This window comes from Mycobacterium sp. 852002-51152_SCH6134967, from assembly GCF_001667105.1.
GTDB lineage: Bacteria > Actinomycetota > Actinomycetes > Mycobacteriales > Mycobacteriaceae > Mycobacterium > Mycobacterium neumannii_A.
Map to the genome: position 1 here is coordinate 1 of NZ_LZIK01000001.1, position 12411 is coordinate 12411.

The following is a 12411-nucleotide window of genomic DNA, read 5'->3' on the forward strand; positions in this document are numbered from 1 at the left end:
AGCCGACCTCCAGGCTGAGCTGAGGTGTCAACTATGTCGCGAGACAGCTGCCAACTATGTCGTGGAATCAGACACTGCACCTGCCACTCTGCTCTGAGACGGCTGCCGTCCTTAGTGCCGAGTGCGAAGCCAAATCGACTTGACGCGAAGCGCAGCCGTCGGGCGATCCCCATCGTCAGCGCCGCGTGATCGCGCGGCTGACCACTTCGGCTACTTCCCCTTCGGTCAGCGCGCTGTCCTCGATCAGCGTGTGTGACAGAACGGTCCGGACGACGACTTCGGCGGCGGCGACCGGAGTCAGGGCGAGTTCGTCTGAACTCGGTATCGCCTGCGCGACCATCGCCGCCACCGTCTGCACCAGATTCATTCGGTTGTTGCCGACGGGCAGTCCGGCGAAAAGCAACCAGTGGGGTTCGTGGTCGCGAACGTAGACGAACGCCTTGTGATTGCGGAGGTAGCGCAGCGCGGTGGTGACGATCGCGGCCGTCTGCGCAGGGAGGTCGGCCTGCGGGTCGAAGGCTGCGAGCGTCGCGGCGATCATCGCGCCGATCTCCTGCTCAGCGATCGCGCCCAGGAGCCCGTCTTTGTCACCGAACTCGCGGTAGGCCGTGGCCCGCGAGACGCCGGCATGCTCGGCGACCTGGCTCAAGGTCAGCCGATCGAGGCCGCCCTCGGCGATCAGGTCCAGTGCGGCCTGCACCAGTTGTGACGACGAACGAGTCCTGGCCACGACTCTTTCTACCGCAGCACCATTGCGGCCGACCTCAAACTGAGACTAGATTGGCGATCAGTCTCAGTAGAGGAGCGCGACCGGTGACCCAGACTCCGATCTTGTCAACCGATGGACCCGCGCTGCCCGAACTCGACCGATACCTCGCGACCCTTCCGGTCAGCGAGCGCGACCAGCTGATGGCCCAGCTCGCGACGCTCAGCGACGCCGACCTTCGAAGCCTCGGAGTCAGCGAGCCACAACTGTCCGAATACGACTACCGGGTGGACGACATCGACGGAACCATTCCGCCGGACCTCGCCGGGACCCTGTACCGCAACGGGCCGGGCCGGTGGCAGGACCACAGCGGCCGGCCTCTTCACCATCTCTTCGACGGCGACGGCATGCTCTCGGCATTCACCATCGCCGACGGCTCGGTCCACTACAAGGACAGGTACGTGCGGACCAACCACTATCTCGGCAAGACCGGGCTGAACCACATGGGCACCGCCGCGCCCGGCGGCATCAAATCCAACATCGGTCGTCTTCCACCAAATCTGGCCAATACCAACGTCGTTGAACACGCCGGTCGGCTGTACGCACTGTGGGAAGGCGGACCGCCCCACGAAATCGACCCCGAGACACTGGAAACCGTCGGCGTCCGCCGATTCGGCGGCGAGTTGCGCTGGGTGGGCTCGTATTCGGCACATCCGTGTTTCTGTCCGCGCACCCGGGAGATGTACAACTTCGGCGTCGAATTCATCCCGCGGCCACACCTGCGGATCTATCGCACCGATCCTACGGGGCGGTTGAAGCACTTCCGCTCGGCGCGACTGCCCTTCGTAGCCATGGTTCACGATTTCGCGATGACGGAGAGCCACCTGGTGTTCGTGGTTTCACCGATCATCCCGGCAGCGCTACCGGTGCTGTTGGGGCTCAAGCCGATGGGCGACGCCATGCGATACCGACCCGAGCGGGGCAGCGTGTTCGTCCTGGTGCCGCGGGACGGTAGCAAGATACGCACCATCGAATACGACGCCGTCTTGATGTTCCACCTCAGTAACGCCCACGACGATGACGGCGACATCGTCATCGACGCGATTACCTACGACGACGGGCGACTCCTGGGGCGGCTCAACCGATTTCACGTCGCACCACTCGATGGTGCACCCTCGACGTTCATGCGATACCGCATCACGCGATCGGGACGCGTCCTCGCCGAACCTCTCTCCGAGATCCCCTGCGAATTCCCCCGCCACAACGACGCATTCGAGGGTCGCAAGCATCGGTACGCCTACCTCAACACGCGCCACAATCTCGTCTCGTTCTACGATTCGATCACCCGACTCGATCTGACCGACTCCTCGGCGGCGACGTACACCTCGCCCGAGGCCGGAAACAGCTTCTGCGAGCCGGTATTTGTCGCCAAACCCAACGCCACCGCGGAGGACGAGGGGTGGGTGCTCTCGGTCGAGTACCAATCTCGCACTCACGCGTCGCGCCTGGTGATCTTCGACGCCGCCGACATCGCCGCGGGCCCGATCGCCGCCGCCAACCTGCGCCACCACATCCCGCAGGGGTTCCACGGCAACTTCGCCCCGCTTTCCCGCTGAAACGGCCACGGCCCAGCTGCCGTTTGTGAATCTGACGACGGACTTGGGCCGAAATCGTCGTCAGACGCACAAATGGGGGACAGGCCCCACGGCGCCCGGTCCTTGACCAGTGCCCGCGCGAGGTTCACTGTTTGCATAGGCCGCCAACCGCGCACCGGCCAGTGAGGACTGCTCATGAGCATTGACGACGATCCGGTCACCACGCTCGACGATCTGCGCAGCGATCTGGCTCGCCGGCACAAATGGACACCCAGCGGCGGCGCCTCGGTGGACCCGGCGGTCGTCGACGCCGACATGGCGGCCCTCGACCGGGACGGCTACCTCATCTGGGAGAACCTGCTTGACGCCGACGAATGCCGGCAGATCAAAGCGACGGTCGCACCCTGGCTCTCGCACACCGGCCGCAACTCTTTCGAAGGGCACCGCACCCAGCGCATCTACAGCCTGCTGAGCAGGACCCGCATGTGCGACCGACTCGTCGACCATCCGCGGGTGCTCGCGGTCCTCGACCGGCTGCTGATGGACAACTACCTACTGTCGGCCCTACAAGCCATCAACATCCAGCCCGGCGAGACCGCGCAACTGCCTCATCACGACGACGGGTTCTATCCGATTCCGCGGCCCCGCGCTCCGCTCGCCGCCGCCACGATCTGGGCGATCGACGACTTCACCGCCGACAACGGCGCCACGGTCCTCTACCCGGGCAGTCACCGCTGGGGCAGGCGACGGCCCGAGCGGGGCGACCCCGCGATCCCCGTCGTGATGCCTGCCGGCTCGTGCGTCTTCTTCGTCGGCACCCTCTGGCACGGCGGCGGCGCCAACACCACCGACAACGCGCGACTGGCCGTCACCGCCCAGTACTGCCAGCCGTGGCTGCGGCCGATGGAGGCCTTCACCCTCTCGATCTCCCGCGACACGGCGCGAGAGGTCTCCGACGACATTCGGCGCATGATCGGCTACAGCATTCATCCGCCGTTCGTCGGCGCCGTCGACGGTCTGCACCCGTTGCGGTTGTTGGAGCAACCGTAGGCGACATTGCCACCAGGGTTGCTGCAAAGCCGAAGCAGCAACCCGGTGTGCAAACTCGGCGCTAGGGCGCCACCCGCGAACCGAAAGCCGGCCGAGTGGTGACCAGCGCCTCGGCAGGAAAAAGCTGGTCCGCCAGGGCGAGCCAGTCCACGGTTTGATCCTCAACGGAGTACGTCGCTTCGAACATCGTCAGTTCCTTCGCTTGGTCTTGGACCAATCGTCGGCGTCAAACGCCCCGCGCGTAATGGCCGCTGAGCCAGTTTCGGCTCCGCGTTCGGAAGCCTTTCCTATCCGCCAGGTAAGGGTCGCAACTCAGAACGCGTCGGGATCACCGGGTTCGGTTTCGAGCACCTCACGGTTGAAGATCAACATCTTGGCGAAGTACAGCCCGCCCGCCGCCACGACGCCTAGGACGATCAGGTCGGGGACCAGTGAGTCCGAGGGCGACATCAGCGCCACCAACGAGAACACCACCCAGATGATGGCGGCGATCGCCACGGGCACCTCGAAGCGTCCCAACCCGAACGCACCCTCCCTGCGGCCCAGCCGCTTTCGCACCGACAGGTACAACACGGAGATGGCTCCGTAGATCAGCGCCGGAAGGATCGTCGACCCGACGATCAGCTGCAGCAAGGCCTGACCCGGCAGCGCCACCATGAGAGCGACGCCTACGACGAACATCAGCACGGTCGCGGGAATCGGCGTGCGGGTGCGCGGGTTGACTCGGCGGAACAAGGTGTAGCCCGGGAAGCGGGAATCACGAGCCATGGCGAACACGATGCGAGAGCACGAGGCCAACATCACCATCCCCGCACCGAACATCGCAAACGCGATTCCCGACAACAGGATTCGCTCAGTGAGGGATCCCAGCTGATCGCGGATGATCGTCGCCACCGGCGATTCGCTGTTGCTGACCTCCGGAATGCTCTTGATGCCGACGGTGAGGGTGAAGATGAAGATGAACCCCAGGACGGCCGATGCCAGCACCGAGGTGACGATCGCACGCGGGACGCTGCGGTAGGGGTCCTTGGCCTCCTCGGCCAGGTTGGCCGCCGAGTCGAAGCCGACCAGCGTCACCAGTCCCATGACCATCCCGGCCATCAAGCCGCCGCCGATCGCGAAGTAGTCGGGTGAGCCGGCGGCGATGCCCTGCGAGACCACGTTGTCGACGGTTCCGCTGCCGCTGAACATCATCACCGCACCGAGCGCGAGCACCAGCACCACGACGATCGTCAGCTCCAGGGCCACCGCCGTCGAGGTGACCATTCCGAGCAGTCGGGTCGAGGCAATGACGAGCACCGTTTGCGTCGCCAACACCGCCAGCGTGATCACCCGCGCCACATCCTCGTCGGGCGCCATACCCAGCAGCGGCATGAGCGCCTGGCTGGCGAGCGCGTTGTCCATGGCCACCACGCCGATGGCCAGAAACCAGAACGTCAACCACCCGAAGAACCAGCCGACCTTCGGGTTCGCCAGCCTCGATGCCCACTGATAGGAGGAGCCGCTGAGCGCGATCCGAGCGGCGAACTGGGCGACGACAAGTGCCACCAGGGTCTGCCCGGCCGCCGCGACCAACCACAGCCAGATGCCGACGGGTCCTGAACTCTGAAGCACCGCGCCATAACTGGCGAAGACGCCGACCGCAACCGAGATGAACGCGAACGAGATCGCGAAAACCTGGAACGAGCCGAGACTCCGCTTCAGTTCGGGCGTATAACCGCATTCTCGAGACTCGTCATCGGCGGATTGACCCTGCACGACGCCCTCTATGGTCATCCACCCATCCCTTCTGAAGTTAGGTGAACAGTATGGCACCGGATATTCCGCGGTCGTCAATTCGGTGATTATCTTCGCCGCTGATCTGTACGTTCGGAGAACTGTCCTCAGTCGTCGGAAGGTCAACGGTCATGACAGAGGTTGCACCGGACGAAACAGACGCAGACGAAACGGTGAGGACTGTGGCTACGAGCCGGAACTCAAACGCTCCCTCGGGGTTGACGGGAGACGTTGTGCGACCTGGAGACTCGGGCTACGACGCGGCCCGAATGGGCTACAACCAACTGTTTGCCCCGCAACCCGACGCGATCGTGTTCTGCGCCGACACACAGGAGGTGGTCGACGCCGTGTCATGGGCACGGCGCAGCGGCCTGCCTCTGCGGGTGCGTAGCGGACGCCACTGCCTCGAGGGCTGGTCGGCTGCCGACGAGGGCCTGGTGATCGATGTGAGCCGGATGAAGTCGGCCATGATCGACGCGGCCTCCCGGACTGCCACCGTCGGTGCCGGGCTCACTCAGCTGGAAACGGTCACCGCGCTCGGCGCGGCCGGATTCGCCGCGCCGACGGGAACCGAGGGCACTGTGGGGCTGGTCGGCGCGACGCTGGGCGGCGGCTTCGGGCTGCTTACCCGCCGGTACGGCATGGCGTCTGACAATCTGCTCGCGGCGGAGGTCGTCGTGGCCTCGGCCGACGGCGGCGCGACGGCGATCATCGCCGACGAGCAGAACAACCCGGACCTGTTGTGGGCGTTACGGGGAGCCGGCAACGGCAATTTCGGGATCGTCACGTCGCTGACGTACCGCATCCATCCCGTGACGCACACCATCCATGTCGTGGCGACGTGGCCGGGGCTCGAGCAGCTTTCGCCCGTCTTCGAGGCCTGGCAGCGCAGCGCCCCACATGCCGACGATCGGCTCACCAGCCAGTTGGAGATCCGCCCCGACAAGGTGGTGCTGGTCGCGGTGCTGGTCGACGGGTCCTCGGCCGAGGCCCAGCAGATACTGGCGCCGATCCTGGCAGTCGGCAAGCCACAAGTCTCGACCGACGACGCGCGGTGGGCCGATGTCTACGCCGGCTTCCAGATACCACCAGCCGATGAAGCCGCGAACTGGAAATTCCTGTCGCAGTTCGTCTATGCACCGTATCCGCCGCAAGCCATCGACCTCGTCGCATCGTTCATGGCGAAGGCCCCGACGCCGGATTGCAACTACTTCACCAACGCCTTCGGTGGCACAGTGCGAGCAAGTGAGCCGCCCGGCGGTTCTGCTTTCGCGCATCGCGATGCGCTGTTCTACGCCGAGCCCGGCGCGGGGTGGGGTGTTCGCGGCGGAATACCGGCCGCCGACGATCCGCTGACGGACGAGTGTCTGAGGTGGTGCGCCGAATTCGGAGAAGCCCTGCAGCCGTATGTGAGTGGTGCCTACGTCAATGTCCCGAATGCCGGTATGCCGGAATGGGAATCGGCGTATTGGGGGGACAACGTCGAAAGGTTGCGCGCGATCAAGGCGAAATACGACCCTCAGAATGTGTTCGCCTTCGAGCAGAGCCTTTCGGCCGACGGCGGCTGATAACGCTTCACGCCGGTCTGAACCGCACCGCCGCGATACGTTCCCGGCGAACCACATCCGCGAAATCCTCGGCCGACGGTATGCCGTCGTCGCGGAACTTCAGCCCCATCATCGTCGGGGCACGCTTGGCACCCCAGGCTTTCGCGCAGCGGTGCGACAACTCGGCGACGAGCGCGGTGTCGGTCAGCAGTTCACCGCGCATCGTCGTCGTCCTACCGTCGAGCAGTATGTCCGCGGTCGCCCCGTCGCGGAAGTTGTTCTTCCATCCCGCTGAGGTCAACGCATACAGTTCGCCGTCAATTCGATGGGCGCTCACCGGGATTGAGTATCGGCGTCCGCTCTTGCGGCCGACGACGTTGACCACCATCATGCGGCTGCGCAGTGGTCCGGCCAGGGGAGTGCGCAGCAACCTGCCGATCAAGGGGTTCACGATCCGCAGCACCCTGTCGGACGGGTGCGCCGCCGTGACAGCGGGGGTTTGTTCTGCCATGGATGTCACGGTATGACGGGGCGGTCCAGCAGAAGCGGTTCTCGCCAAAGTCAGCGCACGTGCCCAGCACCGTCGATGAGCGGGCCCAACGCTGGTGACGCTGATGTGACGCCTGTGGTTCGAGCGGGAGATTACGCCGACGTGGGTTGGTCCGGTCCTCATGTCGGCTCCAGCCGTGCAAGATGGTCGTGGAGCATCCCCGAACGGCACGGAGGCGGGTACATGCCTGAAGTCCAGTCCGCACCATCCAGTATTGGTGTCCTGACCAGCGGCGGCGACGCCGCCGGCATGAACGCAGCGGTGCGCGCCGTCGTGCTTACCGCCGCGCACCACGGCATCGACGTGTACGCGGTCCACGAGGGATACCACGGGCTCGTCACAGGTGGTGACCTCATCCGGCGCATGGAACCGATTGATGTCGAGGCAGTCCTGCACCAGGGCGGTACTGTCATCGGCACCGCCCGATCGAAGCAGTTCAGAACTCGTGAAGGCCGACGATCGGCCGCGCGCAACCTGGTCGAGCACGGTATCGACGCCCTCGTGGTGATCGGCGGCGACGGCAGTCTTGCAGGGGCAAACCTGTTCCGTCAGGAGTGGTCGGGATTGCTCGCTGAATTGGTTGAGGCCGGGGACATCTCGCAGGACCTGGCGGATGAACATCCTTTTCTGCGACTTGCTGGTTTGGTCGGGTCGATCGACAACGACATGGCAGGCACCGACATGACGGTAGGCGCCGATACGGCGTTGCACCGGATCATCGAGGCCTTGGACGCCTTGCACAGCACCGCTGCCAGCCACCAGCGCACCTTCGTGGTGGAGGTGATGGGCAGGAACTGCGGCTACCTCGCCCTCATGTCGTCGCTGGCGACCGCCGCGAGTTGGGTCCTCATACCCGAACAACCGCCAGGCGAGGGCTGGCGAGAGCAGATGTGTCGCGACATCGAGGCGGGCCGATCGATCGGCCGTCGACACAGCGTGGTCGTCGTCGCCGAGGGTGCCCACGACCGCGACGGCAACCGGATCACGGCCGAACAGGTCAGACAACTGCTGGAGGACGAACTCGGTGAGGATGTCCGCATCACCGTCTTGGGTCACGTTCAACGTGGCGGTGCGCCAAGCGCTTTCGACCGCTACCTGGCAACGCACTTCGGCTTTCTGGCTGTGGAACGACTGCTTGCCGACACGCCCGACGCGCCCGCGCAACTGATCGGATTGCGGGGTAACCGCGTGGTCGCCTCGCCGCTGATGGAGTGCGTGGAGCGGACCCAAGAAGTCGCCACACGTATGAAGTCACGGGACTATGCGGGAGCGATTCAGGCGCGCGGGGGGCATTTCGCGGAATCGTGCAGGGTCCTGGACACCATCCAACAGGCTGCGCCGCGGCCCGCCGAGGCGAAGCGCTTCCGGATCGCCGTTGTACACGCCGGCGGACCGGCGCCCGGGATGAACACCGCGGTGCGCGCCGCCGTCCGACTCGGCCTGGATCGCGGCCACACCGTATTGGCGGTCAAGAACGGGTTTCGGGGATTAGCCAACGGTGACATACACGAGATGGGTTGGATGGATGTCAGCGGCTGGGTGTCCGAGGGGGGCGCCGAGATCGGCACCAATCGCTACGTGCCCGACCGGGCCGGTATCGCCCGAATCGCCGAACAGATAGCCGCTCACCGCATCGACGGGCTCATCGTCGCCGGCGGATGGGCGGGTTACCGGGCCGCTCACGAGCTCTATCGGCATCGGCAGGAGTATGACGCCCTTGACATCCCACTCGTGTGCATGCCGATGACCATCAACAACGATGTCCCGGCAAGTGAACTGAGTATCGGCAGTGATACCGCGCTGAACAGCATCGTCTCCGACGTCGACAAGATACGGCAGTCCGCGGTCGCCACGCGACGAGTGTTCATTGTCGAAGTGATGGGCCACGACTGCGGTTATCTTGCCCTGGTCAGCGGGCTGGCCACCGGTGCAGATCGCGTCTACCTACCGGAGGAGGGCATCACACTGAACGCCCTGACCGCCGACGTCCACGCGCTCGCGGACCGTTTCCGAGCCGGCAAGCGGGTGGGCCTGATCGTGCGCAGCGAAGGTTCCGACCGCGTCTACACCACCAGATTCATTACCGCACTGTTCGAGAAAGAAGGCGCGGAGTTGTTCGATGCGCGGGAGGAGGTTCTTGGGTACGTCCAGGAGGGCGGCAACCCGTCGCCGTTCGACCGGGTGCAGGCGACGATCATGACCGCCCGCTGTATCGGATTCCTCTCAGAACAGCTCTCGTCCGGTGGCCGCGCCGGCGCAATGCTCGGATTTCAGTCCGGCGAACTGCGATTCACCGATCTCGCGCATTACCCGACGCTCATCGAGAACAACGCTCAGCGACCGGTCGAACAGCAGTGGTGGGACCATCGTCACCTGGCTGACGTCATGCGCGACTAAAAGGGCGGCCATGATGCGAAACTCGTGATTGCGCAACATGGTGTGGCCGGGCAGTATCCGAATATGGCGGAAACAACCGCCCCCACAGAAGACGACTTGGACAGCGCGCTGGCGCATTCCCGTAGCGCCGCCGAAGTCCTTGCGCTGTTGGGCAGTTCCCCCGACGGGCTCGACGGGGACACCGCGCGCGAGCGCCTGGCCGTCTACGGCGCGAACAAACTTCCGGAGAAGAAGCCGCGGCCTGCTGTTCTTCGGTACTTCGCACACTTCAACAACGTCCTGATCTACATCCTGATCGCGGCGGGCGTGCTCAAAGCCATCCTCAACGAATGGGTGGACTGCGTGGTGATCATCTCCGTCGCGGTAATCAACGCATCGGTCGGTTTCATCCAGGAAGGCAGGGCTCAACGGGCGCTCGACAGTATCCGGGGGATGTTGTCCGTCACCGCACAAGTGCGCCGCGACGGGGACTGGGAGAAGGTGGACGCACAGACGTTGGTTCCCGGCGACGTCGTGCGCATCGGGTCGGGCGACAGGATCCCGGCCGATATGCGTCTGCTCGAGGTGGCGAATCTGCGCGTGGAGGAATCGGCGCTCACCGGTGAATCCCTGCCTGCCAAGAAGGATGTCGGACAAGTCGGCGCGGACGCCGGTCTCGGTGATCGCATGTCGATGGTGTACTCGGGCACGATCGTCGCGGCGGGCGCCGGTACCGGCGTCGTCACCGCCACCGGCACCAGCACTGAGATCGGCCGCATCCAGTCGCTGATCGCCGACGTCGCGACCATCGACACACCGCTGACCCGCAAGCTGGCTCGGTTCGGCCGTCAATTGTCGGTCGCCATCTTAGGCATGGCCACGGTGATGCTGATCATCGGCAAGCTGCTGCACCAGTTCTCGGTGAGCGACTTGATCACGGCGGCAATAGGTTTCGCTGTCGCCGCCATTCCGGAGGGGCTGCCCGCCGTCGTCACGATCACGCTGGCCCTTGGTGTGCAGCAGATGGCACGCCGAAGAGCGATCACCCGAAAGCTGCCCGCCGTCGAGGCGCTCGGCGCGGTCAACGTCATCTGCTCGGACAAGACGGGGACACTCACCCAGAACGAGATGACCGCGCGCACCGTGGTGACCGCGCGCCACCGGTTCGACGTCACCGGCACCGGCTACCGCCCCGAGGGCGGCATCGAACTCGACGGCGCGCCGGTCGCGCCCGACGACTATCCGGACCTGGCGGCGGTGTTGACGACGATGGCCGTCTGTAACGACGCGCGGCTGCACGAGGCCGACGGGCAATGGCGGGTGGTGGGTGAGCCGACCGAGGGTGCGCTGCGCACGTTGACGCAAAAGGCCGGGCTCGACGACGCGCGCTGGCCCCGGCTCGGTGTGGTGCCGTTCGAGTCGGTCAACAAGTTGATGATCACCCTCAACGCGACTCCGGGCGGTGAGCGCTACCTCTACGTCAAGGGTGCACCGGATCGGCTTCTCGACCGGTCCGCCACCCAGGCGGGCCCGACGTCCGCTGAGCCCCTCGACCGCCCACTCTGGGAGGCGCGCATCGACGAGCTCAGTGACCAAGGGCTGCGGGTACTGGCCGCCGCTCGTCGACCTGCGGATGCGGACATTCCGGACCTCGACGACGTCAGCGCCGGACTGGAATTCCTGGGCGTCGTCGGCATCGTCGATCCGCCTCGGCCAGAAGCGATCTCGGCCATCGCGACCTGCCATACCGCGGGTATCCAGGTCACGATGATCACCGGCGACCACGCCGGTACCGCTCGCGCCATCGCTCGCGAAATGGGCATCGTCGCAACCGGTGAAGAGCCGCGCGTGGTCACCGGAGCCGAGTTGGAGGCCATGAGCCAGACCCGGCTGCGGCAGGTGGCCGACGACGTCGATGTCTACGCACGCACCAGCCCGGAGCACAAACTGCGCATCGTGAGCGCCCTGCAGGCGCAGGGCAAGGTGGTCGCGATGACCGGGGACGGCGTCAACGACGCACCGGCGCTCACCCGCGCCGACATCGGCGTGGCGATGGGCATCAAGGGCACCGAAGCCACCAAGGAGGCCGCGGGAATCGTCCTGGCCGACGACAACTTCGCAACCATCGCGCGGGCCGTCGAAGAAGGCAGGCGGATCTACGACAACATCCGCAAATCCGTGTTGTTCATGCTGCCAACCAACGGCGCGCAATCGCTGATCATCCTGGTCGCGATTCTGCTGGGATTCTCGCTCCCGCTGGAGCCGGTGCAGATCCTGTGGATCAACATGGTCACGTCCGTGACCTTGTCGCTCGCGCTGGTTTTCGAGAAAGCCGAAGAGGGCCTCATGGAGCGCCCGCCCCGCACAGCCGGCCAGGCGCTGGTGAACCGGGCTGACCTCGCGATGATCTCGTTGGTGTCGGTACTGGTCGCAGGCGCGACGCTCGCGGAGTTCTTCGTCGCGCGGGCGGGCGGGTACCCACTGGCCGTCGCCCAGACCGCCGCGGTGAACATGTTGGCCCTCGGCCAGCTGGCATACCTGCTCAACTGCCGGTTCGTCACCTCGTCAAGCCTTCGACCCCAGGTGTTTCGGGGCAACCCATGGGTATGGCGGATGGCCGGCGCCATGATCGTGCTGCAGATCGTGTTCACCTACGCACCGTTCATGAACACCTGGTTCCATTCGGCACCGATCACATTCCGGGGATGGGCGGTCGCAATCGCGTTGTCCATCACGGTCTTTCTGACCATCGAGACAGCCAAATGCGTGGGCCGCAGATATATGCCGTGGGCGATGTCGTGGTAGGGGCGC

The 12411-nt window shown here is 65.2% G+C and carries 9 protein-coding genes; 5 read left to right on the forward strand and 4 right to left on the reverse strand.

Features of this window, described 5'->3' with window-relative positions:
• Window positions 1-175 precede the first annotated feature (175 nt).
• Entirely contained in the window at window positions 176-730 is a 555-nt protein-coding gene (locus A5790_RS00005) for a TetR/AcrR family transcriptional regulator (protein ID WP_066840342.1), read from the reverse strand.
• Between the two features lie 101 nt (window positions 731-831).
• Here A5790_RS00005 and A5790_RS00010 point away from each other — a divergent pair, with 101 nt between their 5' ends.
• Window positions 832-2322 (forward strand): carotenoid oxygenase family protein, encoded by a 1491-nt coding sequence (locus A5790_RS00010; protein WP_231987551.1) that lies wholly within the window; start codon window positions 832-834, stop codon window positions 2320-2322.
• 174 nt (window positions 2323-2496) lie between these two features.
• Window positions 2497-3351 (forward strand): phytanoyl-CoA dioxygenase family protein, encoded by an 855-nt coding sequence (locus A5790_RS00015; protein ID WP_066840346.1) that lies wholly within the window; start codon window positions 2497-2499, stop codon window positions 3349-3351.
• Between the two features lie 61 nt (window positions 3352-3412).
• Here the strand turns inward: A5790_RS00015 and A5790_RS26345 are convergent, their stop codons facing one another.
• Entirely contained in the window at window positions 3413-3538 is a 126-nt protein-coding gene (locus A5790_RS26345; RefSeq protein WP_255361445.1) for a hypothetical protein, read from the reverse strand.
• 125 nt (window positions 3539-3663) lie between these two features.
• Complete coding sequence (locus tag A5790_RS00020; protein WP_066840348.1) at window positions 3664-5127, reverse strand: APC family permease; 1464 nt, start codon at window positions 5125-5127, stop codon at window positions 3664-3666.
• A 233-nt stretch (window positions 5128-5360) separates the two neighbouring features.
• Between A5790_RS00020 and A5790_RS00025 the strand changes: the two genes are divergently transcribed.
• On the forward strand, window positions 5361-6695 hold the full coding sequence (locus A5790_RS00025) for an FAD-binding oxidoreductase (protein WP_231987552.1): 1335 nt from the start codon (window positions 5361-5363) through the stop codon (window positions 6693-6695).
• Between the two features lie 7 nt (window positions 6696-6702).
• Here A5790_RS00025 and A5790_RS00030 read toward each other — a convergent pair whose 3' ends face one another.
• Complete coding sequence (locus tag A5790_RS00030) at window positions 6703-7185, reverse strand: hypothetical protein (RefSeq protein ID WP_064425817.1); 483 nt, start codon at window positions 7183-7185, stop codon at window positions 6703-6705.
• A gap of 222 nt (window positions 7186-7407) precedes the next feature.
• Between A5790_RS00030 and A5790_RS00035 the strand changes: the two genes are divergently transcribed.
• Together A5790_RS00035 and A5790_RS00040 are read left to right on the forward strand one after the other, a co-directional pair.
• Entirely contained in the window at window positions 7408-9621 is a 2214-nt protein-coding gene (locus tag A5790_RS00035) for a 6-phosphofructokinase (RefSeq protein ID WP_066840354.1), read from the forward strand.
• 63 nt (window positions 9622-9684) lie between these two features.
• On the forward strand, window positions 9685-12405 hold the full coding sequence (locus A5790_RS00040; RefSeq protein ID WP_066840357.1) for an HAD-IC family P-type ATPase: 2721 nt from the start codon (window positions 9685-9687) through the stop codon (window positions 12403-12405).
• Window positions 12406-12411 lie beyond the last annotated feature (6 nt).